Annotated in this window: 24 protein-coding genes; 7 read left to right on the top strand and 17 right to left on the bottom strand. The window is 72.0% G+C overall.

Annotation, left to right across the window (positions count from 1 at the left end; translation table 11 throughout):
• Positions 1-386: 386 nt before the first annotated feature.
• A complete protein-coding gene (locus FBY22_RS42930; RefSeq protein ID WP_142154250.1) occupies positions 387-1,010 on the top strand; it encodes an SCO3374 family protein in 624 nt (207 codons plus the stop codon).
• Here FBY22_RS42930 and FBY22_RS42925 read toward each other — a convergent pair.
• The 10 genes from FBY22_RS42925 to FBY22_RS42880 all read right to left on the bottom strand — a co-directional run bounded on the left by FBY22_RS42925 (position 989) and on the right by FBY22_RS42880 (position 9,535).
• The gene (locus tag FBY22_RS42925) at positions 989-1,324 is read right to left on the bottom strand and encodes an Lsr2 family protein (protein WP_030959275.1); all 336 of its coding nucleotides are present in this window, start codon (positions 1,322-1,324) and stop codon (positions 989-991) included. The two genes, FBY22_RS42930 and FBY22_RS42925, sit on opposite strands and share 22 nt — an antisense overlap.
• A 232-nt stretch (positions 1,325-1,556) precedes the next feature.
• Positions 1,557-2,108 (bottom strand): amino-acid N-acetyltransferase, encoded by a 552-nt coding sequence (locus FBY22_RS42920; RefSeq protein ID WP_142154248.1) that lies wholly within the window; start codon positions 2,106-2,108, stop codon positions 1,557-1,559.
• Between the two features lie 9 nt (positions 2,109-2,117).
• Positions 2,118-2,522, bottom strand: a complete 405-nt coding sequence (locus tag FBY22_RS42915; protein ID WP_142154706.1) for a BlaI/MecI/CopY family transcriptional regulator — start codon at positions 2,520-2,522, stop codon at positions 2,118-2,120.
• Positions 2,523-2,670: 148 nt separating this feature from the next.
• Positions 2,671-2,850 (bottom strand): hypothetical protein, encoded by a 180-nt coding sequence (locus FBY22_RS42910; protein WP_142154246.1) that lies wholly within the window; start codon positions 2,848-2,850, stop codon positions 2,671-2,673.
• 104 nt (positions 2,851-2,954) lie between these two features.
• Positions 2,955-3,635: a hypothetical protein gene (locus FBY22_RS42905; RefSeq protein ID WP_142154705.1), complete on the bottom strand. Its 681-nt coding sequence runs from the start codon at positions 3,633-3,635 to the stop codon at positions 2,955-2,957.
• Between the two features lie 416 nt (positions 3,636-4,051).
• Positions 4,052-4,849, bottom strand: coding sequence for a type III pantothenate kinase (locus FBY22_RS42900; RefSeq protein WP_142154244.1), 798 nt, complete (start codon positions 4,847-4,849; stop codon positions 4,052-4,054).
• Positions 4,850-4,858: 9 nt separating this feature from the next.
• The gene (gene nadC / locus FBY22_RS42895) at positions 4,859-5,839 is read right to left on the bottom strand and encodes a carboxylating nicotinate-nucleotide diphosphorylase (RefSeq protein WP_142154243.1); all 981 of its coding nucleotides are present in this window, start codon (positions 5,837-5,839) and stop codon (positions 4,859-4,861) included.
• A 5-nt stretch (positions 5,840-5,844) separates the two neighbouring features.
• Entirely contained in the window at positions 5,845-7,578 is a 1,734-nt protein-coding gene (locus FBY22_RS42890) for an L-aspartate oxidase (protein WP_142154241.1), read from the bottom strand.
• Positions 7,575-8,609, bottom strand: coding sequence for a pantoate--beta-alanine ligase (panC, locus tag FBY22_RS42885; RefSeq protein ID WP_142154238.1), 1,035 nt, complete (start codon positions 8,607-8,609; stop codon positions 7,575-7,577). Before panC ends, FBY22_RS42890 begins: the two co-directional genes overlap by 4 nt.
• The gene (locus FBY22_RS42880; protein WP_142154235.1) at positions 8,606-9,535 is read right to left on the bottom strand and encodes a Rossmann-like and DUF2520 domain-containing protein; all 930 of its coding nucleotides are present in this window, start codon (positions 9,533-9,535) and stop codon (positions 8,606-8,608) included. The genes panC and FBY22_RS42880 overlap by 4 nt, the downstream gene beginning before the upstream one ends.
• A 186-nt stretch (positions 9,536-9,721) precedes the next feature.
• Here FBY22_RS42880 and FBY22_RS42875 point away from each other — a divergent pair, with 186 nt between their 5' ends.
• Positions 9,722-10,999 (top strand): low specificity L-threonine aldolase, encoded by a 1,278-nt coding sequence (locus tag FBY22_RS42875; protein ID WP_142154233.1) that lies wholly within the window; start codon positions 9,722-9,724, stop codon positions 10,997-10,999.
• Here the strand turns inward: FBY22_RS42875 and FBY22_RS42870 are convergent.
• On the bottom strand, positions 10,989-11,204 hold the full coding sequence (locus tag FBY22_RS42870; RefSeq protein ID WP_142154231.1) for a hypothetical protein: 216 nt from the start codon (positions 11,202-11,204) through the stop codon (positions 10,989-10,991). The two genes, FBY22_RS42875 and FBY22_RS42870, sit on opposite strands and share 11 nt — an antisense overlap.
• A gap of 157 nt (positions 11,205-11,361) precedes the next feature.
• Here FBY22_RS42870 and FBY22_RS42865 point away from each other — a divergent pair, with 157 nt between their 5' ends.
• The gene (locus FBY22_RS42865) at positions 11,362-12,462 is read left to right on the top strand and encodes a DUF5937 family protein (RefSeq protein ID WP_142154229.1); all 1,101 of its coding nucleotides are present in this window, start codon (positions 11,362-11,364) and stop codon (positions 12,460-12,462) included.
• Between the two features lie 31 nt (positions 12,463-12,493).
• On the opposite strand, the gene FBY22_RS42860 is transcribed toward FBY22_RS42865, so the two are convergent.
• From FBY22_RS42860 to FBY22_RS42850, 3 genes are all read right to left on the bottom strand, one after another.
• Complete coding sequence (locus tag FBY22_RS42860; RefSeq protein WP_142154227.1) at positions 12,494-13,126, bottom strand: AAA family ATPase; 633 nt, start codon at positions 13,124-13,126, stop codon at positions 12,494-12,496.
• A 49-nt stretch (positions 13,127-13,175) separates the two neighbouring features.
• Entirely contained in the window at positions 13,176-13,847 is a 672-nt protein-coding gene (locus tag FBY22_RS42855; protein WP_142154225.1) for a response regulator transcription factor, read from the bottom strand.
• 75 nt (positions 13,848-13,922) lie between these two features.
• Entirely contained in the window at positions 13,923-15,125 is a 1,203-nt protein-coding gene (locus tag FBY22_RS42850; RefSeq protein ID WP_142154223.1) for a sensor histidine kinase, read from the bottom strand.
• A gap of 118 nt (positions 15,126-15,243) precedes the next feature.
• Between FBY22_RS42850 and FBY22_RS42845 the strand changes: the two genes are divergently transcribed.
• Positions 15,244-16,368, top strand: coding sequence for an SAM-dependent methyltransferase (locus FBY22_RS42845; protein WP_142154221.1), 1,125 nt, complete (start codon positions 15,244-15,246; stop codon positions 16,366-16,368).
• Between the two features lie 70 nt (positions 16,369-16,438).
• Here FBY22_RS42845 and FBY22_RS42840 read toward each other — a convergent pair whose 3' ends face one another.
• Positions 16,439-17,590 (bottom strand): NADH-quinone oxidoreductase subunit D, encoded by a 1,152-nt coding sequence (locus tag FBY22_RS42840; RefSeq protein ID WP_142154219.1) that lies wholly within the window; start codon positions 17,588-17,590, stop codon positions 16,439-16,441.
• A 31-nt stretch (positions 17,591-17,621) separates the two neighbouring features.
• Here FBY22_RS42840 and FBY22_RS42835 point away from each other — a divergent pair, with 31 nt between their 5' ends.
• Both FBY22_RS42835 and FBY22_RS42830 read left to right on the top strand, forming a co-directional pair.
• Entirely contained in the window at positions 17,622-18,134 is a 513-nt protein-coding gene (locus FBY22_RS42835) for a PH domain-containing protein (protein WP_142154217.1), read from the top strand.
• Entirely contained in the window at positions 18,131-19,465 is a 1,335-nt protein-coding gene (locus FBY22_RS42830) for a PH domain-containing protein (RefSeq protein ID WP_142154215.1), read from the top strand. Before FBY22_RS42835 ends, FBY22_RS42830 begins: the two co-directional genes overlap by 4 nt.
• Positions 19,466-19,518: 53 nt before the next feature.
• On the opposite strand, the gene FBY22_RS42825 is transcribed toward FBY22_RS42830, so the two are convergent.
• Together FBY22_RS42825 and FBY22_RS42820 are read right to left on the bottom strand one after the other, a co-directional pair.
• Positions 19,519-20,994, bottom strand: coding sequence for a hypothetical protein (locus tag FBY22_RS42825; RefSeq protein ID WP_174267437.1), 1,476 nt, complete (start codon positions 20,992-20,994; stop codon positions 19,519-19,521).
• Positions 20,995-21,137: 143 nt separating this feature from the next.
• Positions 21,138-22,265 carry an esterase family protein gene (locus FBY22_RS42820; protein WP_142154213.1) on the bottom strand — a complete coding sequence of 376 codons (1,128 nt, stop codon included), beginning with the start codon at positions 22,263-22,265 and terminating at the stop codon, positions 21,138-21,140.
• A gap of 224 nt (positions 22,266-22,489) precedes the next feature.
• Between FBY22_RS42820 and FBY22_RS42815 the strand changes: the two genes are divergently transcribed.
• On the top strand, positions 22,490-24,301 hold the full coding sequence (locus FBY22_RS42815) for a phosphatidylglycerol lysyltransferase domain-containing protein (RefSeq protein ID WP_142154211.1): 1,812 nt from the start codon (positions 22,490-22,492) through the stop codon (positions 24,299-24,301).
• The last annotated feature ends 58 nt before the right edge of the window (positions 24,302-24,359 follow it).

The following is a 24,359-nucleotide window of genomic DNA, read 5'->3' as shown; positions in this document are numbered from 1 at the left end:
CCCTCCCTGTCCTTCCGCAGCTTAGTCCCGCAAGCGGGGACCGCTCATTCCAACTGCCGACACCGTCGATGGCCTCCTGACCCCGAACGCCGACATCTGCTCCAACCCGATGGTGCGAGACGATGTTCCCGCAGGCCAGGCAGTTACCCCACTCGCCAGTACGCCGATGGCGAACGTGAGACCACCTTGCCTGCGTGTCGCCCCCTCCCACTAGGGATGTCTTACCCGCTGGGACTGACACTCCATGCCGCGCGCCCCCCGTCCCTCCGCTATGGGCGAACAACCTTGCGCCTCCCCGCACCCCCGCACGCCCCATTTTCCAAACTCTGCGCATTCGCAAGAACACCCAGCGTAACTCGACGGCACTTCTCGCGGTTGCAATTGGCATGGTTGGCAGCGACCCCCCGGTCATCTCGGATCTCACGGTCCCACTCCCCCGCCGGCCTCTCGAGGCGGGTTCGCGAATCCGCGACTGGTACGAGAACGAATTGGAGTGGCCGACGGTGCCCGCGCGGCCGGGTGCTCCGCTGCGGCTTTCCGTGGGCGAGCGCTTCGACGTCCTGGACGTGCCGGCGGAAGCGGGCCGGGCGGGCCTGCGCCATCTCGCGCCGTACTCTCCGGTGGCCCTCCAGGGCGAGCGGATGCGGCTGCTGGTGGCGGCGGGCAGCGCGGAGGAGCTGCCGGGGCTGCTGGACTGGCTGGAGTGGGGAAGCCTGGTGCCCGATCTGAGGGCGATCGGCGAGGGCGGCGTCATGGACGCGCCGTCACCACCGGACCGCGGGGACACCCTGCAGGGGGCCGCCGTATGGCTGCGGCCCCCCGAACCGGGGCGCGCGGTCGAGGCCTCGCTGCCGACGCTGTCGGCCGCGGGGGGCGTCGGTGGCGCCCCCGATCTCGTACGTCTCGTGGGCACGGTGGCAGCGCACTGCCACCGGTCGTGGCTGCGGCGCGCGTGCGCCCAGCCTCCGGCCGATGCTGCGGCCAGTGATCAGGCGTTGGCCTTCTCGTAGGCCTCGCGGATGGACGCGGGAACACGGCCGCGGTCGTTGACCTCGTAACCGTTCTCCTTCGCCCATGCCCGGATCTGCGCGGTGTCCTGGCTGCCACCGGAAGCGGCGCGCGCCTTTCCACGCCCACCCGAAGCACGGCCTCCGGTGCGACGACCGCCCTTCACGTAAGGGTCGAGAAGGCCGCGGAGCTTGTCCGCATTCGCGGTCGTGAGATCGATCTCGTACGTCTTGCCGTCCAACGCGAACGTAACGGTCTCGTCCGCCTCGCCGCCGTCGAGGTCGTCGACAAGAAGGACCTGAACCTTCTGTGCCACCGGATTTCCTTTCATCCATAACTTGAGGGCCTGGGGTCTGCGGCGTCCGCCGTTTCGCCGTCCCCTGTTATATGCAGTACTGCAGTACGTCGGAAAGCAAACCGCTTTTCCGGGAAAAACACAAACCCCTCGACAGCGGGACTGCCGGTCAGGCACAGTCAGGGAGGATGCGCGTTTCGGACATAGGGAACGTGGGCAAGGTGAGCGGCCGAATACTTCCGGTGATCGGTGATCACAGATGCAGAAGCATCCGGCTGTTGCCCAAGGTGTTGGGTTTCACCCGTTCGAGACCGAGGAACTCCGCGACGCCCTCGTCATAGGAACGCAGCAGCTCCGCGTAGACATCCGTGTCCACGGGCGTCTCACCGATCTCGACGAAGCCGTGCTTGGCGAAGAAGTCGACTTCGAAGGTGAGGCAGAAAACACGGCGAACACCCAGCCAGCGCGCTGTGTGCAGCAACTTCTCCAGCAACTGGTGTCCGACACCGGCGCCCTTCAGGCCCGGCTTCACCGCGAGAGTACGAACTTCCGCGAGGTCTTCCCACATGACGTGCAGGGCACCGCAGCCGACGACCTCCGCGTTGTCGTCTCGTTCGGCGACCCAGAACTCCTGGATGTCCTCGTAAAGCGTGACCGTCGCTTTGTCGAGCAGGATGCGGCCACGCACGTACGTGTCGAGGAGACGACGCACGGCCGTGACATCGCCGGTACGTGCCCGGCGGACGGTGATGGCTTTAGCGCTGACTTCCGGACCTTCGAGACCTTCGGGGCTCTCTGCTGACATGAGCGGACGCTATCGCCCGCCGTCGTCGGGCGCGGAGCCGGGGTTCTCCTGTTCGGCCGTCTCTTCCGGTCCTTGGACGATCCGTACCGCGTCTCGCAGGGCCTGTCGCTGTTCGTCGCTCATCATCCCGAAGAACGCGACGAGAGCGGCCGCGGGGTTGTCACTCTGGGACCACGCGTCGTTCATCAGCGCGGCCGCGTACGCGGCCCGTGTGGACACGGCCTCATATCGATAGGCCCGGCCTTCCGCTTCGCGGCGCACCCAGCCCTTCTGATGGAGATTGTCCAAAACGGTCATCACCGTGGTGTACGCGATGGACCGTTCCTGCTGAAGGTCTTCCAGGACTTCTCGAACGGTGACCGGGCGGTTCCACTTCCACACCCGCGTCATGACCGCGTCTTCGAGTTCTCCCAATGGGCGAGGCACAGCTCGCACAATAGTGGCAGAACTCGACATTCGCGTGCCGGACGGGCAGTTTTCCTGGCAAACGGGGACAAAAAGGGCGTACGACTCGGATGTCGAGCCGTACGCCGGTGCCTGACGCCGGAGAGCGGGGCCGCGTTCAGCCGTCGGTCTTCGCGGCCTCCTGCCGCACTCCCTCGGTGCGTGCGAGGGCGGCGTCGACGACCGCGTCCTCCTTGGCCTTGTTGGCCCCGCCCTGGGTCTTCACGATCACCCTGATCACGCCGATGAAGAACACGGCCATGACGACCGGGGGCACGAGCGCGGAGACGTAGTCCATGCCTCCAGGGTAGCCAGGGGGCGACGGACGGCCGGGGCGGGGGCGGGTGCGGCCGAGCGCGGGCCGGGAGCGGGCCGGGAGCGGGCCGGGAGCGCCTTCCCGTCTCAGCCCGCGACGAGCTGCGGGGGCGGGGTCGCCGAGGTGGGGGGCGGGGTCGGCCGGCGGCGCGGGAAGACCTCGCCGGGGGTGGGGATCGGGCGGCCCGGCTTGGGCTCGGCCGGGGCGGGAGCGGGGGCGGGCTTGGGAGGCGCCGGCTTCTCCGCGGGCTTCTTCTCGGGCTCGCGCGTGGGGTCCGGGCCCGCTCGGCCGCCGGAGTCCGTCCCAGCGCCCTCCAGGGCGCCCGAGAGGCCTCCTCGGAGCGCCGTCAGGCGGGTGCGGGAGGCGGGGACGGCCGGGGTCGTCGTACGGGCCGTGGCGCGCGTCAGGCGGGTTCGCACGTCCTGCTCCGCGAGCACCTGGCAGCGTCCCAGCAGAGCGGCGGCGACCGGGTTGCCCCGCAGCGCCCTGAGCGCGGCGAGGTCGTCGGGGCCCGGCCGGTACCCGGTCCCCAGCGTCTCCTCCAGCAGTGCCAGATAGCCGACGGCGGTTCCGGGCAGGGCGGCGCGGTAGCGGGCGAGGTCGGCCACCAGGAAGGCCCGCAGCCGGGCACCCTCGCGCATCGCCTCGTCGAGGGACTCGGCGAGGCGGAGGCAGTCCTGGACCTCCTCGGCCGAGGCGGGGCTGGGGTGGAGGGCGAGGGCGAGGGCGCGGCGGAGCACACGCAGCTCCTCCACGCCGAACGCCATGCCGCCTCGGGATCCGTATGGCGTGGGCATGCGGCGACGATACGCGCTAATCAGACAAATTCGACATACGGGACCGGTGTGGCGCACGAGAGCCACCCGGTTGCCGTGCGGGGCCGCTCGACCCGGCGGCGGGCGCCGGGCCGCACGGCGCGCAGGTCGTGCAGGCGCGCACCGAGAAATTCGCCGCCAAGGTCAAGACACTCGAAGTCGGCGACCCGAGCGACCCGCAGACCGTCATCGGCCCGGTCATCGACTCCTCGCGGCCGGAGACCCTCACGGGTGCCGTTTCCCGGTCGGCGCACCGGCCGCCCTGCGCGACCGCCTCACACCACCGGGGTGCGCCCGCCGAGCCACCGACCGACCTGGCGCACACGCCGGGTCCGACCGCGCCCTCGCCCGGCCGGACCCGTCCGTCCTCACATCCGCGACACGTTCCGCTCGTACACCAGGCGCAGTCCGATCAGGGTCAGCCACGGCTCGTGCTCATCGATCACGGACGACTCCCCGAGCACCATCGGCGCCAGTCCGCCCGTCGCGATCACCGTCACCTCGTCCGGGTCGTCCGCGAGCTCGCGCGCCATCCGGCTCACCACTCCGTCGACCTGGCCCGCGAACCCGTAGATGATGCCGGACTGCATCGCCTCGACCGTGTTCTTGCCGATCACGCTGCGGGGCCGCGCCACCTCGATCTTGCGCAGCTGCGCGCCCCGCACGCCGAGCGCCTCGACGGAGATCTCGATACCGGGGGCGATGACCCCGCCGACGTACTCCCCGCGCGCGGAGACCGCGTCGAAGGTCGTCGCCGTACCGAAGTCGACGACGATCGCGGGGCCGCCGTAGAGCTCGACGGCCGCTACCGAGTTGATGATCCGGTCGGCGCCGACCTCCTTGGGGTTGTCGGTGAGGATCGGCACCCCGGTCTTGACGCCGGGCTCGACGAGCACGGCGGGCACGTCCCCGTAGTAGCGCCGGGTCACCTCGCGCAGTTCATGCAGCACGGAGGGGACGGTCGCGCAGATGGCGATGCCGTCGATGCCGTCGCCCAGCTCGTCGCCGAGCAGCGGGTGCATCCCCATCAGGCCCTGCAGCAGCACCGCCAGTTCGTCCGCCGTGCGGCGCGCGTCCGTGGAGATGCGCCAGTGCTCGACGATGTCCTCCCCGTCGAAGAGGCCCAGGACGGTGTGGGTGTTGCCCACGTCGATCGTCAGCAGCATGGCCCGTACCTACTCCGCCGCTCGCAGGTCGAGACCGATGTCCAGGATCGGGGAGGAGTGGGTGAGTGCTCCTACGGCGAGGTAGTCCACGCCGGTGTCGGCGTACGCGCAAGCGTTGTCCAGGGTGAGCCGTCCCGAGGCCTCCAGGGCGGCCCGTCCGTGCACCAGGGCGACGGCCTCCTCGCACTCGCCGGGCGTGAAGTTGTCCAGCAGGATCAGGTCGGCTCCCGCGTCGACGACCTCGCGCAGCTGGTGCAGCGTGTCGACCTCGACCTCGATCGGCAGGTCCGGGAAGGCCTCCCGCACGGCCTTGAAGGCGTGCGCGACACCGCCTGCGGCGACCACGTGGTTGTCCTTGACCAGTGCCGCGTCGGACAGCGACATCCGGTGGTTGACACCGCCTCCGCAGCGGACGGCGAACTTCTCCAGGGACCTGAGACCCGGCGTCGTCTTGCGGGTGTCGCGGACCCGGGTCTTCGTGCCCTCCAGCGCGTCCGCCCACGCGCGCGTGGCGGTCGCGATACCGGACATGCGGCACAGGAGGTTGAGCGCGCTGCGCTCGGCGGTGAGGAGGTCACGCGTGCGCGTGGTGACCGACAGCAGCTTCTGCCCCGCCTCCACCCGCTCGCCGTCCTCCACGTGCCGCTCGACCTCGAACTCGTCCGTGCACACCACGGACAGCACCGCTTCGGCGACCCTGAGGCCGGCCGCGACGCCCGCCTCGCGCGCGGTGAAGTCACCGGTGGCGACGGCGTCCTCGGGGATGGTCGCGACGGTGGTCACGTCCACGCCGTGGTCGAGGTCCTCCTGAATGGCGACGTTGGCGATGTCCTCGACCTCGACGGGGTCGAGGCCGGCGTCGGCCAGGAGCTGGGCGAGCGCGGGGTCGAGCCCGCACTCCAGGTATTCCGCGTCGGCGTCGGCGCCACCACAGGCGCAGCCGTCGCCGCAGCCGCCGTTCGAGGCGAGGGGGAGTTCGGGGGTGCTCACTTCTGTCACTGCTCCTGAAGGGGCTGCCGGGGCTGCCGAGTCGGCCGGGTCGGGGGGAAGTCTGGGCTATCGGTGGTGTGTACGGCGAGTGTGCGGTCCGGATTCAGCCGTACGACGATGTGGCGGCGCCATGCCGCGTCGTCGCGCTCGGCGTGGTCCTCGCGCCAGTGGCAGCCGCGCGTCTCCTCGCGCAGGCGGGCCGCGGCGACCAGGACGCGGGCCACGCACAGGAGGTTGGTGGCCTCCCAGGTGTCGACGCCCGGCTCGGAGGTCTTGCCGTTCTCGTCGAGGGCGTCGCGGGCGTCCGCGTGCAGCCGCTGGAGCTGGTCGGCAGCCTTCTCCAGGGACTGGGCCGAGCGCAGGACCCCCGCTCCGTCGGCCATGATCCGCTGGATCGTGAAACGGTCCTCGGGGGCGAGGAGCGGGTGCGCGGGCCTGTCCTGGTGCTCGACCGGTTCGGGCACGCGCGCGTGGAGGCCGTCGGCTGCGTGCGCCGCCGCGATGTCGGACGCGATGCGCTCGGCGTAGACGAGGCCCTCCAACAGGGAGTTGGAAGCCAGCCGGTTGGCGCCGTGCACGCCGGTGCAGGCGACCTCGCCGCACGCGTACAGGCCCGGGACGGTGGTGCGGCCGTGGGAGTCCGTGCGGACGCCTCCGGAGGCGTAGTGGGCGGCCGGGGCGATCGGGATGGGCTCGGTGACCGGGTCGATGCCGTTCGCGCGGCAGGCGGCCAGGATCGTCGGGAAGCGGTGCTCCCACATGTCGGCGCCGAAGTGCCGGGCGTCGAGGAACATGTGCTCGGCGTCCTGCTCCTGCATGCGGCGCATGATGCCCTTGGCGACGATGTCCCGGGGCGCGAGCTCGGCCAGTTCGTGCTGTCCGACCATGAACCGCACGCCGTCGGCGTCGACCAGGTGGGCGCCCTCGCCGCGGACGGCCTCGGAGACCAGCGGCTGCTGGCCCTCGGCGTCGGGGCCGAGGAACAGCACGGTCGGGTGGAACTGCACGAACTCCAGGTCGGAGACCTCCGCGCCGGCGCGCAGGGCGAGCGCCACGCCGTCACCGGTGGACACCGAGGGGTTGGTGGTGGCGGAGAAGACCTGCCCCATTCCGCCGGTCGCGAGGACGACCGCGGGGGCGTGCACGGCGCCCACGCCGTCGTGCTGTCCCTCGCCCATGACGTGCAGGCTCACGCCCGCGGTACGGCCGTCGGCGTCCGTCAGCAGGTCCAGCACGAGCGCGTTCTCGATCGTGCGCAGCCCACGCGCGCGTACCGCCTCCACGAGCGCCCGGGAGATCTCCGCGCCGGTCGCGTCACCGCCCGCGTGCGCGATACGGCGGCGGTGGTGGCCGCCCTCACGGGTGAGCTGCAGATCGCCCTCTTCGGACTCGTCGAAGTGCGCGCCGGTCGCGATGAGGCGTCGTACGGCGTCGGGGCCCTCGGTGACGAGGATGCGCACGGCCTCCTGGTCGCACAGGCCGGCGCCCGCCACCAGGGTGTCGTCCAGGTGCTGTTCGGGGGTGTCGCCCTCACCGAGGGCCGCGGCGACGCCGCCCTGCGCCCAGCGGGTGGAGCCGTCGTCGAGGCGGGCCTTGGTGACCACGACCGTGTTCAGACCGGCGGCCTCGCAGCGCAGCGCGGCGGTCAGGCCGGCGACCCCGGAGCCGACGACCACGACGTCGGCGGAGATGGCCCAGCCGGGTGCGGGCGCGTGCAGTTTTATGCCTGTGCTGGTCACGAGGCGGCTCCGAAGGTGAGAGGAAGGTTGTCGATCAGCCGGGTCGTCCCGACCCGGGCGGCGACGGCGAGCACGGCCTCGCCGGTGAAGTCGTCCCCGATGTCGGTGAAGTCGGCGGGGTCGACCAGGGCGAGGTAGTCCAGCTGGAGCGGCGGCGAGAGGCGCGCGGCGTCGTCGAGGACCTGCCGGGCCGCGGCACGTACGGCGGAGGGGGCGCCGTGGAAGGTGCCGCGCGAGGCGTCCTCGCCGAGGGCGGTGGCGGGACGGGACTTGGCGACGGCGTGCGCGTCGGCGGCCGCGCGGGACTCCCCGATCGCGCTGAGCGCTTCGGCCCGCGCGTGCGTGGCGGGCGCCGCCAGCGCCCGCGCGCGCAGCGCCTCCTGGGCCGCGTGCCGGTCGCGGCCGGCGAACAGCGCGCGGGAGAGGTTGAGCGCCGTGCGCCGTTCCGCGGGCGAGAGGTAGCGGTTGCGGCTGGAGAGGGCGAGGCCGTCCTCCTCGCGCACCGTGGGAACGCCGACGATCTCGACGCCGAAGTTCAGGTCGCGTGCCATGCGGCGGATCAGGGCGAGTTGCTGGGCGTCCTTCTGCCCGTACAGGGCGACGTCCGGGCGGGTGAGGTGCAGCAGCTTGGCGACGACGGTGAGCATGCCGTCGAAGTGGCCGGGGCGGGAGGCGCCCTCCAGGCGCTCCCCCATCGGGCCGGCGCTGATGCGCACCTGGGGCTCGCCGCCCGGGTAGACCTCGTCCACGGAGGGCGCGAACACGGCGTCCGCGCCGGACAGCCCGGCGAGCTTCACGTCGGCGTCCAGGGTGCGCGGATAGCGGTCCAGGTCCTCGCCCGCGCCGAACTGCAGCGGGTTGACGAAGACGGTGACGACGACCTCGCCGTCCGGACCGGCGATCTCCCGGGCGGTGCGGATCAGGGTGGCGTGCCCCTCGTGCAGGGCGCCCATGGTCATCACGACGGCGCGACGGCCGGTACGCGTGCGTGCGTGGAGTTCTTCGGCGGTGCGCAGCAGGGTGGTGGTCATCGGGCGTCTCCCTCGGCGCCGTCGGTGCCGGTGGCGAGTACCCCGAGGAGGTCCTCGGCGAGCTCCGGCTTGAGCAGGCCGTGGGCGAGTGCCCGGTCGGCGGTCGCGCGGGCCATCGCCAGATAGCCGGCGACGGTCTGCGGGGCGTACTTGCGCAGCTCCGTGACATGGGCGGCGACCGTGCCGGCGTCCCCGCGCGCGACCGGGCCGGTCAGGGCAGCGTCGCCGGAGCGCAGGGCGTTGTCGAGGGCGGCGCCGAGCAGCGGGCCGAGCATCCGGTCGGGGGCCGAGACCCCTGCCTCGCGCAGCAGTTCCATGGACTGCGCGACCAGTGTGACCAGGTGGTTGGCGCCGAGGGCGAGCGCCGCGTGGTACAGCGGGCGCATCTCCTCGGCGATCCACTCGGGTTCGCCGCCCATCTCGATGACGAGGGCCTCGGCGGCCAGTCGCAGCTCCTCCGGCGCGGTGACCCCGAAGGAGCAACCGGCGAGCCGCTGTACGTCCACGGGGGTGCCGGTGAACGTCATCGCCGGGTGCAGGGCCAGCGGCAGCGCGCCCGCGCGCAGGGCGGGGTCCAGCACCTTCGCGCCGTAGCGCCCGGAGGTGTGCACGAGCAGCTGCCCGGGCCGCACGGCCCCGGTCTCGGCGAGGCCCTCGACCAGGCCGGGCAGGGCGTCGTCCGGCACGGTCAGCAGGACCAGGTCGGCGCGCTGCAGCACCTCGGCGGGCGGGACGAGGGGGACGTCGGGCAGCATCTCGGCGGCGCGCCTGCGAGAGGCGTCGGAGACTCCGGAGACGGCGACCGGGCGGTGTCCGGCGAGCTGGAGGGACGCGGCGAGTGCGGGGCCCACACGACCGGCGCCGACGACGCCGACGGTGAGCCGCGCGGGGCGGTCCCTGGGGTCTGGCTGTTGGCTTGTACTCACGCGACGGCGGCCTTCCCGTTCCAGTCCGCTCCGGGTACCGGACGATTTCTCGTCATGTTAACGCGATCGGTTCGAGGGGCGTCCGCTTGTCCACAGGCTGTGGGTTATCGCACGTTGTTCGCACGGCCCGAACGCCTGTGGAAATCCGGGTGCTCGCGCGGAGCGGGGACGGGCATGATCCGGGCCATGAGCGATGCGGTGGAGCAGGACGGGCAGGCAGGGGAGCCGGTGTCCGAGGAAGAACGGGTGTCCGAGAGGGAGCCGGCCAAGCCGGCCTCCGAGGAGGAGCGGGCCAGGCGTCGGCGCCTACGGCGCGTCAGCGCTCTGCGGGGCGCGCGGCGCGTGCTCGGGCGCCCCGGTCACCTGAACACGCTCCGGGAGCGCCTTGCGCTGCTGGACGGGGTGGGCGACGTCCACGATCTCGACCAGCCGTCGGACATCTACGGCGACGGCGTCGTCGAGGCCCTGGAGACGAAGGTCGCCGGGCTGCTCGGCATGGAGGCCGCCGCGTTCTTCCCTACGGGCACGATGGCCCAGCAGGTGGCCCTGCGCTGCTGGGCGGGCCGCACCGGCGACCCCACGGTCGCCCTGCACGCCCTCGCCCATCCCGAGGTGCACGAACGCGACGCGTTCAGCCGGGTCAGCGGACTGCGCCCGGTGCGGGTGACGAGCGAGCCGCGGCTGCCCACCGCCGACGAGGTGCGCGACTTCGAGGAGCCCTTCGGAGCGCTGATGCTCGAACTGCCCCTGCGGGACGCCGGTTTCGTGCTGCCCTCCTGGGAGGAACTCACCGCGGTCGTGGACGCCGCGCGCGAGCGCGACGCGGTGGTGCACTTCGACGGCGCGCGCCTGTGGGAGACCACCGCGCACCTCGGCCGCCCCCTGCAGGAGATCGCGTCCCTGGCCGACAGCGTCTACGTGTCGTTCTACAAGTCCCTCGGGGGCTACGGCGGTGCCGCCCTCACCGGCCCGAAGCCACTCATCGACGAGGCGAAGGCCTGGCGGCACCGCTACGGCGGCCAGATCTTCCAGCAGTTCCCGACCGTGCTGTCGGCCCTCGCCGGACTGGAGCGCGAGCTGCCCCGGCTGCCCGAGTACGTCGCCCACGCGCGCGTGGTGGCCGCCGCGCTCCGCGAGGGGTTCGCGGCGGCCGGCCTTCCGTGGGCGCGCGTGCACCCCGGGACGCCGCACACGCACGAGTTCCAGGTCTGGCTGCCGTACGACGCCGACGTGCTCTCGGAGGCGGCGATCCGGCAGGGCGAGGAGACGAGGACCGTTCTCTTCGCCAACGCCTGGGCCGAGAAGGGTCCTGGCCTCGCCGCAACCGAGGTGAGCGTCCGCGCCGAGGCCCTGGAGTGGACGGCCGACGACGTGCGGGCGGCGGTCGCGGAGTTCGCCTCCCGCCTCACCGAGGAGACCGGCGAGGCGGGAACGGCCGGCACGACCGAAAGCGTCAGCGGGTAGAGCGCTGCCGCCGAAGCAGCCACCGGCCCAGTGCGAGCCGCGTCCGCCCGTGGGCCGGGCGGCCGGCGACGAGCGCGCGGAATTCGCGCTCGTCGCGCCACTCGCGCACGACCTGCCAGTCGTTCGCGCCCGGCGCGGGCGGGGCGGGCTCGCCGGCCTGCCGGGCACGGTAGGCGTCGAGGAAGTACTGCTGCGTGATGCTCATGGCCGATGGCCCTCTCGGGACGTGGAGACGGGAATGCGTGGGCTCCGCGGCTGCCCCGGAGTCCCAGGCTGCGCCGCGCCGGCCGGGAAGTCGTGCCGATTGACGGGCGCCGTCAATCGGGGTCGGCGTTGTCAGTGGCGGGGTGCACCATGAGGTCATGAGCGTGCGCATCGACATCGCGGGGCTGCGGCCGGAGAGGGTCGCCGTCGTCCCCTCACCCCTGGCCGAGCTCTGCATGGCGCTGCACGCGCTGTCCGAGCCGGGCCACCACCCCGGGCTGCAGGGCTGGGTGACCGGCGTGACCGCCCGGCTGGACTCGCACCTGGCCGACCGGTTGTGCGAGGCCGACTTCCTGTGGCGGACGACGTTCTCGGACCTCTTCCTGCCGTACGCGGGCATTCCGGGCGCGCTGCCCGGCGCGACCCTCGCCGAGGAACTGGACCTGCTGGACAAGCTGTCGGACGAGCAGTTCGTTGACGCGGCCCTGGAATTCTCCTGCGCCCTCCCGTACGGCCTGCCGGGCCCCGGCCCGCTCTCCGACGCGGATCTGCGCCGCCGCGCTCTGGAGCTGGCCGCCGCGCGGGGACCGCAGCAACTGCGGTTCGGCGAAAGGCTGCTGACCGACCCGCCCCGCATCCGGGCCTGGCTCAGGCAGTTCCTGCAAGACTGCGACGAGGCGTTCTTCGCGGAGACCTGGTCCCGGCTGCGCCACCAACTCGCGGCCGACGCACGCCACAAGACGGATCTGCTGCGCCGCAGAGGTCTCACCGAGGCACTGGCCTCGGTCTCCCCGGCCGTGACGGTGGACGAGACGGCCGGTCTGATCACGATCGACAAACTGGGCAGCGGCCGTACGGCCACGGCGGGCCGCGATCTGCTCCTGGTGCCGACGAGCCTGGGCTGGCCGCACCTGATGGTCCTGCACCGGTACGGCTGGCAGCCGGTGCTCCACTACCCGGTCGGCTCCCCCGAGCTCGCCGCCCCGCCCTCGGTGGAGCAGCTCACCCTGCGGATGACCGCGCTGTCCCACCCCGTGCGGATGAGACTGTGCCGCAGCCTTGCCCGTAGCGCGTTCACGACGAGCGAGCTGGCCCAGATACACGGCATGACGGCCCCCGAGATATCCCGGCACCTGGGCGTCCTGAAGAAGGCGGGCCTGATCACCACCCGCCGCCGCGGACGGTACGTCCAGCACCAGCTGGACGTGACGGTGGTGGCCCGTCTGGGCAGCGACTTCCTGGAAGGCGTACTCAGGTAGTCCACGGGGCGGACGCTCCCCGCGCAGCCCGTCAGTCGAACCGGATGTGCCGGACGCCCACCCCGGCCTGCCGCAGCCTCGTGCGCAACGCGCCCTCGTTGTTGGGCCGCAGCGTCAGCCCGGCGAGCACGGCGATACGGTCCGCCGTCTTCGGGACGGTCGACCGGTCCGTCCACAGGTGCTCGGCGAACTGAGGTTCCCGCAGCCGCTCCAGACAGTGGTCGAGCTGCCGCACGGCCCAGGTCTCCCGGCCCAGACCGGCGTTCTTCCCGCCGACGAACGCAAGGAGGTGCCCCAGGCCGCGCTCACGCAGCCGCTTGATGACGGTCTCGCGCTGGGCCAGCAGCGTGAAGTGGCGTACGTCGTGGCCGAGTTCGCGCAACCGGCCCACGGTCTCCTCGAAGTAGCCGGAGTCCGTGACCGTCATGGGAGCGATGACGACCCCCTCGTGCTTGGTGAGGGCGAGGTCCAGCACCTCCACCACGCCCTGCCGCCAGGCCGTCAAGTCCTGGAAATCGCCGCGCAGTTCGGGCGGCAGCATCCGGCGCAGACCGAAACCGGCGTGCTCGGGGTCGCAGATGACGCTGCCCGGCAGGCGCCGCTGGATCTCGTGCGCCGTCTGGGTCTTGCCGCCCCCGAAAGGGCCGTTGATCCACAGGAGCATGCGCAGACCCTAGTGGCCGCCGGTCACGCGGGCATCACGCTCGCGTGGATCATCCGTGCCCGCCGGCGCGCACCAGCCCCGTCTCGTACGCCAGCACCACCACCTGCACCCGGTCCCGCAGCCCCAACTTGGTCAGGATGCGGCCGACATGGGTCTTCACCGTCGCCTCGGACAGTACGAGCCGGGCCGCGATCTCACCGTTCGACAGCCCCTGCGCGACCAGCACCATCACCTCGCGCTCGCGCTCTGTGAGCCGCTCCAGTTCCTTGTGCTGGGGCTCCTTGCCGGCGCTCGGCAGCATCGGCGCGAACCGGTCGAGCAGCCGGCGCGTGGTCGACGGCGCCACCACCGCGTCGCCGCTGTGCACGGCACGGATGGCGTGCAGGAGCTCACCGGGCGGCACGTCCTTGAGCATGAACCCGGAGGCGCCCGCCTTCAGCCCGGAGAAGGCGTACTCGTCGAGGTCGAAGGTCGTCAGGATCAGCACCTTCGGCGGGTTCTCCTCCTGGCAGATGCGGCGGGTGGTCTCCACTCCGTCGAGCTTGGGCATCCGGACGTCCATCAGGACGACGTCCACGGACGTCGAACGCAGCACCTGGAGCGCCTCGACCCCGTCGCCCGCCTCCGCGACGACCTCCATGTCCGGCTGCGCGGCGAGCACCATCCGGAACCCGGTGCGCAGCAGCACCTGGTCGTCGACGAGCATCACGCGGATCGTCATCGGGGCCTCTTCCGTTCGCGTCGGCTGGGTCGTTCCACGGGCGTTACAGGTGTCACCGGCGTGCGTACGCGCATGTCAGTGCGCGGATTTCAGCGGCAGGAGCGCACTGATGCGGAACCCACCGCCTGGGCGCGGGCCCGCGTCCAGGGTGCCGCCGACCATACCGACCCGCTCGCGCATCCCGATCAGGCCGTGCCCCTGTCCGTCGGCGCCGCCCTCCTCGTACAGCTCGTGCGGGGCGCCCTTGCCGTCGTCCTCGACGAGCAGTCCCAGGCCGTCGTCGAAGTACACCAGCCGCACGCTCGCGCCCGCGTTGGGCCCGCCGTGCTTACGGGTGTTGGTCAGCGCCTCCTGGACAATGCGGTACGCGGTCAGCTCGACACCGCTGGGCAGCGGGCGCGGAGTGCCCTCCACCTTGAAGTCGACGGGCAGGCCGGAGGTGCGGCACTGCTCGATCAGCTCGTCGATCTGCTCGACGTCGGGCTGCGGGACGTATTCGCCGACCTCCTTGTGCTCGCCGGTGCGCAGCACGCCCAGCAGGCGGCGCATCTCAGCGAGCGCCTGGCGACCGGTGGAGGAGATGGTCTCCAGGGCCTTCTTCGCCTGGTCGGGGGCGGTGTCGAGGACGTAGGCGGCGCCGTCGGCCTGCACCACCATCACCGACACGTTGTGCGCGACCACGTCGTGCAGCTCGCGCGCGATCCGGGCGCGTTCGGCCGCCACCGCGACCTTGGCCTGCGCCTCGCGCTCCTTTTCCAGCCGGGCGTTGCGCTCCTCGAGCTGCGCGAAGTAGGCACGCCGGGTACGGATCGAGTCGCCGAGCACCCAGGCCAGCGCGAACGGCACCGTCTGGAAGATCACCACCGCGACATGGCCCACGGTGCTCGAGTGCTCCACCGGCCAGCGGATCTCCGCCGCGGTCGCGGCGCACAAGCCCACGGCCAGCCCGACTCGGGAGGCCCAGCGGGTGCCCATCACCGCCACCGTGTAGACGATCACCAGCATGGCGAAGTCGGCGGGCATCGTCGCCACGTCCAGCGCGAGCTGTGCCACGCCGAGGCCGATGGTCAGCAGAAGCATCTTCTCCGGCAAGCGCCGCCGCAGGGCGATCACCAGGCACAGCAGCAGCGAGATCGGAACGATCAGGGCCGGAGAGAGCGTGCCCCGGGTGTCCCCATGGCCGGCCTCGCTGACCAGCGAGATCCCGAACAGGATGACGGCCCAGAAGGTGTCGACCCCGGTCGGGTGTCTGCGGAGGAAGTCATAGAGGCGCTGCACGTAACCCAGCGTAGGGAAGGGAGATGCGTGCAGGGGTCAACCGGAGGGCCGATCCGCGTCGGGCGCGCATACTCCGCAAGGTGGAGGCTCCGTTCGCCTGTGCGCTTAGCCTGGGCCGGTGACGGAAGTGGCGGCGGGCGAGTGGCACGGCTGGCGGGCGGCGACGCGGGCGGCCCTGTACGGGCCGGAGGGCTTCTACCGCAGGCCCGAGGGACCGGCCGGGCACTTCCGTACGTCCGTCCACGCCTCGCCGCTGTTCGCCGAAGCCGTGGCGAGGTTGCTGTGCCGGGTCGACGAGGCTCTGGGCCGGCCCGCCCGGCTGGACTTCGTCGACATGGCGGCGGGACGCGGCGAACTGGCCGTCGGCGCCCTGACCGCCCTGCCCGCCGACGTGGCCGCACGCACGTGCGTGTACGCCGTCGAAGTCGCCGACCGCCCCGCCGGTCTGGACGAACGCGTGCAGTGGCTGTCCGAGCCGCCGCACGGCGTCACCGGCCTGCTGTTCGCCAACGAGTGGCTCGACAATGTGCCGCTCGACATCGCCGAGGTGGACGCCGACGGCGTGCCCCGCCGGGTCCTCGTACTCCGGGACGGCACCGAGCGTCTCGGCGAGAGGGTCGACGGGGCGGAGGCGGAGTGGCTGGCCCGGTGGTGGCCGCTGAGCGGTGGGGCGGGGACGCCGGGGGACGGCGAGGCCGGGTCCTCGGGTGGCGAGGAAGGGCTGCGGGCCGAGATTGGGCTTCCACGGGACGAGGCCTGGGCCGGGGCGGTCGCCTCGGTCGACCGGGGGCTCGCGGTCGCCGTGGACTACGCGCACACCGTGGCCGCGCGCCCCCTGTTCGGGACGCTCACCGGGTTTCGCGCGGGGCGCGAGACGGCACCCGTGCCGGACGGGTCGTGCGACATCACGGCGCACGTCGCACTGGACGCGTGCGCGGCGCGCGGGGAGGCGACGGTGGGGGCGCGCACGGCGCGCGAAAGGGAAGACCGAGTGGCGCACGAGGCGCACTCAGCGGCGCACACCACCCCCCGCGCGCTCCTCATGCGTCAGCGCGACGCGCTGCGCGCCCTCGGCATCACCGGCGCTCGCCCCCCGCTCGCACTGGCGTCCACGCAACCCGCGGCCTACGTACGCGCCCTCGCGAGCGCCGGCGAGGCCGCCGAACTCACCGCTCCGGGCGGCCTCGGCGACTTCGGCTGGCTGCTGCAACCGGTGGGAATCCCGGCCGCGCCGATCGACTGACGGCCCGCCCCAAGAGGAGCCGGACCAACCGACGACCGGCAGGGCACACGACCGTCCCGCCCCGCGACCGCTACTTGTCGATGTCCCCGACCACGAAGAACAGCGACCCCAGGATCGCCACCATGTCCGCGACCAGCGTCCCCGGCAGCAGCTCCACGAGGGCCTGGATGTTGTTGTACGACGCGGAGCGGAGCTTCAGCCGGTACGGGGTCTTCTCGCCCTTGCTGACGAGGTAGTAGCCGTTGATGCCGAGGGGGTTCTCGGTCCAGGCGTAGGTGTGGCCCTCGGGCGCCTTGAGGACCTTCGGGAGCCGCTGGTTGATCGGCCCGGGCGGGAGGTCGGCGAGCCGGTCGAGGCAGGCGTCGGCGAGGTCGAGGGCGTTGTGGGTCTGCTCCAGGAGCACCTCGAAGCGGGCGAGGCAGTCGCCCTCCTGCCGGGTGACGACCCTCAGGGTGTCCTGCAGTTCCCCGTAGGCGAGGTACGGCTCGTCGCGGCGCAGGTCGAAGTCCACGCCCGAGGCGCGCGCGATCGGCCCGCTCACCCCGTAGGCGTGCACCGCGTCGGGCGTGAGCGGCCCGACGCCGCGCGTGCGCCCACGGAAGATCTCGTTGCCGAGCACCAGGTCGTCGAAGCGGTCCATGCGCGAGCGCACGTCGGCGACGGCGGCACGCGCGCGTGCGGCCCAGCCCGCCGGCAGGTCCTCCTTCAGACCGCCGACGCGGTTGAACATGTAGTGCATCCGGCCGCCGGAGACCTCCTCCATGACGTTCTGGAGGACCTCGCGCTCCCGGAACGCGTAGAAGACCGGGGTGATGCCGCCGAGCTCCAGCGGATAGGAGCCGAGGAACATCAGGTGGTTGAGCACCCGGTTCAGCTCCGCGAGCAGGGTGCGCGTCCACACCGCGCGCGTGGGCACCTCCATGCCGAGCATGCGCTCGACGGCGAGGACGACGCCCAGCTCGTTCGAGAAGGCCGACAGCCAGTCGTGGCGGTTGGCGAGCATGATGATCTGGCGGTAGTCGCGCGCCTCGAAGAGCTTCTCCGCGCCGCGGTGCATGTAGCCGATCACCGGCTCCGCGTGCGTGATCCGCTCGCCGTCCAGCACCAGCCGCAGACGCAGCACGCCGTGCGTGGACGGGTGCTGCGGTCCGATGTTGAGCACCATGTCGGTGCTCTCCGCGGCGCCGCCGATTCCGACCATGGTCTCCGTCGTGGGAGTCATGGACACAGTCTCTCCTACGTACGCTGGCGGTATGGAGACGGGGAGCCCGCAGGACGCGGGCACGCGGGGGGACGGGACGACGGAGCCGGTGTGGCGCGGACTGCCGCCCGGCCTGCTGCGGATGCGGCGCCTGCTGCTGGTGGTGTGGCTGGGGCTGATCGCCCTCGTCCTGGGAGTGCTGCTGTACCTGTTCGCCGGGCCGGCCTGGGCGGCCCTCGCCGTGCTGCCGCTCGCACTGACGGCCTGGGGCTGGGTGCTCCTCGGCCGCAACTGGCGCTCCTGGCGGTACGCCGAACGCGCCGACGACCTGCTGATCAGCCGGGGCGTGCTGTGGCGCGAGGAGACCGTCGTGCCCTACGGGCGCATGCAGCTGGTGGAGGTGACCTCCGGGCCGGTCGAGCGGCACTTCGGGCTGGCCAGCGTGCAGCTGCACACGGCGGCCGCGGCGACCGACGCGACCATCCCGGGCCTCGAACCGGCGGAGGCGGAACGCCTGCGCGACCGGCTCACCGAGCTCGGCGAGGCCCGATCGGCGGGCCTGTGACCACGCAGGACGTCGACGACGCCGTACGGGAGAAGAAGCCGGTCGCCGAGCGGCGGCTGCATCCCGTGACGCCCCTCAGACGGGCCTGGGCCCCGGTCGCGGTGGTCATCGGGTGGGCGCTGCACGATCCCGACCAGGCGCAGCACCAGCTGACCAGGCTGACGACCACGGCCCTGCTGATCGCGCTCGCCGTCCTGGTGCCGACCGCCGCCCTGTACGGCTTCCTCAGCTGGTGGTTCACGCACTTCGCGGTGACGGAGAGCGAACTGCGCATAAGGACGGGGCTGTTGTTCCGGCGCACCGCGCACATCCGGCTCGAGCGCGTCCAGGCCATCGACGTCACCCAGCCGCTCCTGGCGCGCGTGGCGGGCGTCGCGAAGCTGAAGCTCGACGTCATAGGGGCCGACAAGAAGGACGAACTCGCTTTTCTCGGGGAGCGCGAGGCGCGTGCGCTCCGCGCGGAACTCCTGGCGCGCGCCGCCGGTTTCGCCCCCGAGACGGCGCACGAGGTCGGAGAAGCGCCGGCGCGCGAGCTGCTGCGCACTCCCCCGCTCCAGCTCGCGATCTCCCTCGTGCTGACGGGCTCCACCTGGGGCGCCCTCGCCGCCGCCCTCGTCGTACCGCCCGTGCTGTGGCTGGCCACCCACAGCGTGTGGACGGTCCTCGCGACCGGCGTGCCCCTGCTCGGCGCGGCCGCCACGAGCAGCGTGGGGCGCTTCGTCGGCGAGTACGACTGGACGGTGGGCGAGTCGCCGGACGGACTGCGCATCGACCACGGACTGCTGGACCGTACGCACGAGACGGTGCCGCCCGGGCGCGTGCAGGCCGTGCGGATCGTGGAGCCGCTGCTGTGGCGGCGGCGCGGCTGGGTCCGGGTGGAACTCGACGTGGCCGGGTCGTCGAACTCCGTGCTCGTGCCGGTCGCTCCGCGCGAGATGGCCGAGGACGTCGTCGCGCGCGTGCTGCCCGGGGTGAGCGTGCCCGCGGCCGCGGCGCTGTCGCGGCCGCCGCGCCGGGCCCGGCGATGCGTGCCGGTGTGGTGGCGCGGCCACGGACTGGCCGTCACCGAGGCGGTGTTCGCCTCCCGGCACGGCCTGCTGCGCCGGCGCCTGACGCTCGTACCGCATGCGAAGGTGCAGAGCGTGCGGCTGACGCAAGGGCCCTGGAAGCGGCTGTGGCGGCTCGCGGACGTGCACGTGGACACAGGGGCCAACAAGTCCGTCACGGCCCGGCTGAGGGACGCCCAGGAGGCTGCGGAGCTGCTGCGGGCTCAGGCGGAGCGGTCACGGACGGGACGACGCGACGCCCTGCCGGATCGGTGGATGGCCTGACCGGCGCCCGGGCGGCCCGATCCCCGCCCGGGCACCGCCGCGGGGCCGAGCGGCTAGGAAACCGCGCTGCGTACGCCCCGCAGCCCCTGAAGGTCGATCTGTTCCGTCTCGTCGTGCGCCGTCAGGTCGATCACCTGACCCACACCGCGCGACTCCTCGTCGGCGGGCTTGAAGTCCGCCTCGGCCTCGGCCTTGTGGAGGGCGAGGGCCTCCTGGCCGACCACGTCGGCGAGGTCCTCGTTCTGCACGGACTCCAGGTCGCCGGACGACGACTCGTTCTTGGTGCCGAAGAAGTCGAACCCGCCCTCGACCGAGGGGCGCCGCACGGGCGCGGCCGGCACGACGGCCACCGCGGTCGGCTCGACGAAGTGCCCGGTGGGCTGCTGAGCGGAGGGCGCGGGCGTCCGGGCCGGAGTGGTGGCGGTCGCGCGCTCATGCCCGTCGACCGCCTCGGGCTGCCCCTGCGCCTCGTCCTCCCGCGCCGCGGCCTCCGTGTCGTCCTCGGCGGCCCCGGTCACCGTGGCGACCGGCTCGGCGGCGCCCTTCGCGGCGGTCTCGGCCGCGTGGGCCTCGGCACCGTCCTTCGCCCGCACCGGCCCGCCCTTCGCGCCTTTGGTCCTCCCCGGACCGTCACCCTTCCCGGGGCCGTCCCCCTTCGGCGAACCGTCGCCCTTCGGGGAACCGTCGTCCTCGGGGCCGGTGCCGTCCTCCGCACTCACCCCGTCGTGACCCTCCGGAGAACCGTCACCGTCCTCCTCGAGGTCCTCGTCGTCCTCGAAGTCCACTTCGAAGCCGTCCTCGAAGTCGCCCTCGAGGTCGTCTTCAAGGTCGTCCTCGGAGTCCTCGTCGAACTTCTCCAGCGCAGCCTTCGCCCGAAGGAACAGCTGCGACCCCTCGGGCGAGAAGACGGCGGGAGTCTCCGCCGTACCGTCCGCCGTGACGTCCGCCTCGCCGTCCGCCCCGCCGGACGCGGCCTCGCCCCTGGCCACCGAGGCAGCCACAGCCTCGGCGTCCGTCGGAGACTTCGTCCCCTGCGCCGGCACCGGCGGCAACGCGCGCGCGGGGGTGGGTTCCCCCGCCTCTATCTCGAGCAGCCGGCGGCCCTCCAGGGCGCTCGCGCGCTCGGTCTCGGCGGTGGCGTACCGCCGCAGCAGGGCCGCGTGTTCGTTGCGCAGGCCCGCCAGTTCCGCCCGCTTGGCCCGCAGCCGCTGTTCCAGCTTGGTGCGCAGCTCGCGGGACTCGTCGAGGTCGGCCTCCAGTTCCGCGACCCGCTCCTCGTGCCGCCACTCGTCGCTCGCACGCGCGCGCGTGAGGTCGGCCACCTGTTTGCCGGCCTGCGCGTCCCAGCGGCGCATGACGGCCGCGCCGACGACGGCCGTGGCGGCGGCGAACGCGGCGACGACACGGAGCGCGGCCGTAGAGGAGAAGACCCAGGGACCGAAGGCGCAGACAAGGGAGACGCCTGCTATCGCCGACGGAGGCAACAGCCTGTGCAGAGGCGGGGAATGGCGGTGACGTCCACGTGGCATGGCCAGAAACTTACCGCGCGTAGGCGACCCATGGCGCCCCGCCCCGCAAAAACACAGCCATAACGAAACGTTCACAGGGCATCAGGAAATGGCTCCCGCCAATTCGGCAAGATCATCATCTGCCGAACCCGGCGAATCCCCTCTCACCGGTCGCTCAGCCGCCCGCTGATCCACTGGAGAGTCGCGGGAATCTCGCGCCGCCAGGTGTTGAAGTTGTGACCTCCGCTGTCGAGGATGATCGACGAGATCCGCGTCAAGCGGGTGGCCCGCACACGCTCTATGAACTTCAGGGTGTCCTTGTAGTTGGATTCCCCGATCCGGCTGCTGGTGACGAGCAGTGAAGTGTCGGGCGCGGGAAGGTGCTTGAGGCTCCACCACAGATCCGCCCGTTCGCGCAGATTCCTGTCACCGCGGAAGAGATCGCCCGTGGTCGGGTCCAGGGGCGCCTTGTAGTACGGCGACAGCCCCGCCCCGGCCGCGTAGGAGCCGGGATGGTGCATGGCGAGTTTCAGCGCGCAGTAGCCGCCCGTGGAGTCGCCGATGATCCCCCAGCCACCGGGTTTTCTGCCCACCCTGTAGTGCGCGATTACGGCATCCGGCAGATCCTTGGCGAAAAACGTCTCCGTCTGCGGGCCGCCCGGGATGTCCACGCACTCCGTGTCCCTCGGCGGCGCGACCGTCGGCCGCAGCATCACCAGGATCATCGGTTGCATACGGCCGTTCTTCGCGAGCGTCTGCGCGGTGCTCGGATAGCGCAGTTTGTCCACGAGCGCCTGCGCCGTACCCGGATATCCGGTGAGAACGACGGTCGCGGGAAACGTACGGGTCCGGTACCGCGGCTGGAAGTACTCCGGCGGCAGATACACGTACGCGGGCGTGGCGATGTGGGTGCGGCGGCCGACGATGTCGACCTTCTGGATCTGCCCGCCGGACTGCGGCGGTGCTCCGGCGGCCCCACGCACGTGTGCCGTGTCGATCACCTCCAGCGGGCCGCCCGAACCGCCGAGCGCCGTGTGGTTGACCACCACGCCCTGGTCCTTCTCCTGACCGAGCAGGTCGGCCCAGCTGGCGTAGAAACCGAAGGCCTGGTTGGCGGCGAGGCCCAGGGAGGCGAAGAGGGCCAACTGGGTGCCGAGCAGCAGGCACACGCGCCCGCTGACGGCCCGCCAGTCCCGTCTCGCCAGACGTGGCCACAGCCACACCGTGCCGACGAACAGCAGCACGGCGAACGCGACCGCCAGCCACAGCACCTTGTTGCTCGTAAGACCCATGACCTGCTTCCTGCCTGCGGTTCTCAACCGGCTCCCCCGCGCCTTCGCAAGGGCTTGTCCGGGACTTTCCATGGCCTTTGGACCGGCTTTGAGGAGAGGCTGGAACCTGGCTCCCCGAGACACCGTCCTAGAGGGCGCAATGTCGCCGGATGCCCCGATCGGCACCGGATTCAAGGTCTCTCGCAGAACTACGGGATGCGATGTCTGTCAGGACAGATGAGGAAATGTCGGGCGGGGTTCCCTCTCGATCACGCAACGCTCGGCGCGTACTGCGAGGTCCGCGCCCCGAGGCCGTCCCCGTCCTCGTCGCCAGAGCCTGTGCGCTCGTGGGCGTCCTGGACATCGCCGCGGGCGTCTTCCCGCGCTTCCGGCACAGCCGTATGCACACCATCGCCGAAGTGCTGCCGGGAGCGTTCGGGCCGTTCGCGGCCGCGCTCTCGCTCTGCGCCGGCGTGCTGCTGCTGCTGCTCGCGCACGGACTCAAGCGAGGCAAGCGGCGGGCGTGGCGGGCCGCGGTGGCGCTGCTGCCGGCAGGTGCCGTCGCGCAGTTCACGTACCGCCACTCCCTGATCGGAGTGGTCATCTCGCTGGCACTGCTCGCTCCGCTGCTGCGCCACCGCGACCAGTTCAACGCGCTGCCCGACCCGCGCAGCCGGTGGCGCGCGCTCGCCAACTTCGTCCTCATGGGCGCCGGATCCCTCGTTCTCGGGTTGATCATCGTCAGCGTCCACCCGAATCGCATGGTCGGCGACCCGAGCCTGGCCGATCGCATTACGCACGTCCTCTACGGTCTGTTCGGCTTCGAGGGCCCGGTCGACTACCAGGGCAACACCTCCTGGACCGTCGGTTTCTCCCTGGGCGCTCTGGGTCTGCTCACCGCGGTGACGACGATCTACCTGGCGTTCCGCCCCGAGCACCCCGCGGCCCGCCTGACCCCGGAGGACGAGGCACGTCTGCGCTGCCTGCTGGAGAAGCACGGCCGGCGCGACTCCCTCGGCCACTTCGCCCTGCGGCGCGACAAGGCCGTCGTCTTCTCCCCCAGCGGCAAGGCGGCGGTGACGTACCGCGTCGTCTCCGGTGTGATGCTCGCCAGTGGCGACCCCATCGGCGACGTCGAGGCCTGGCCAGGCGCCATCGAGCGCTTCATGGACGAGGCCAAGGCCCACTCCTGGACGCCCGCCGTGATGGGCTGTTCGGAGACGGGCGGTGAGGTGTGGACCCGCGAGACCGGCCTCGACGCCCTGGAGCTGGGCGACGAGGCGGTGGTGGACGTCGCGGATTTCTCTCTCGCCGGCCGCGCGATGCGCAACGTGCGCCAGATGGTCAAGCGCATCGAGCGCGCCGGTTACGAAACCCGGGTACGACGTGTACGTGACCTCGGCGACACCGAGCTGGCACGGATCCGGCAGGCCGCCGAGGACTGGCGCGGCACCGACACCGAACGCGGCTTCTCCATGGCCCTGGGCCGTATCGGCGATGCCGCCGACGGCGACTGCCTGATCGCCACCGCCCACAAGGCCGACGACCAGCCGGGCGAGTACGGCGACCTGAAGGCGATCCTGCACTTCGTCCCCTGGGGCGATGACGGCGTCTCCCTCGACCTGATGCGTCGCGACCGCTCGGCCGACCCGGGCATGAACGAACTCCTCATCGTCGCCGCCCTCCAGGCGGCCCCGAAGTTCGGCATCACGCGCGTGTCGCTCAACTTCGCGATGTTCCGCTCGGCACTCGCGCGGGGCGAGAAGATCGGCGCCGGCCCGGTGCTGCGGGCCTGGCGCGGACTGCTGGTCTTCCTCTCTCGCTGGTTCCAGATCGAGTCGCTGTACAAGTTCAACGCGAAGTTCCAGCCCCGCTGGGAGCCACGCTTCGTGGTCTACCGCGCTTCGGCAGACCTGCCCCGCATCGGCTTCGCCGCCATGCAGGCGGAGGGCTTCGTCAACCTCGCCCTGCCGCTGCCGCGCTTCCTGCGCCGCCGCAGGTCCGCGCCGGGCGTGTGCACCCACTCCGTCGCGGAGCGCGACGTACGCGCCGCGTGAGGGACCCCGAGCGCGTGGCGTGAGCGCCGGCCGGACGGGACGACCGGACGGCCGTACG

Origin of the sequence: Streptomyces sp. SLBN-31 (genome assembly GCF_006715395.1) — a bacterium.
Taxonomy (GTDB): domain Bacteria; phylum Actinomycetota; class Actinomycetes; order Streptomycetales; family Streptomycetaceae; genus Streptomyces.
The sequence above is the reverse complement of the archived record's forward strand: the minus strand, read 5'-3'. Positions and strand labels throughout refer to the sequence as shown.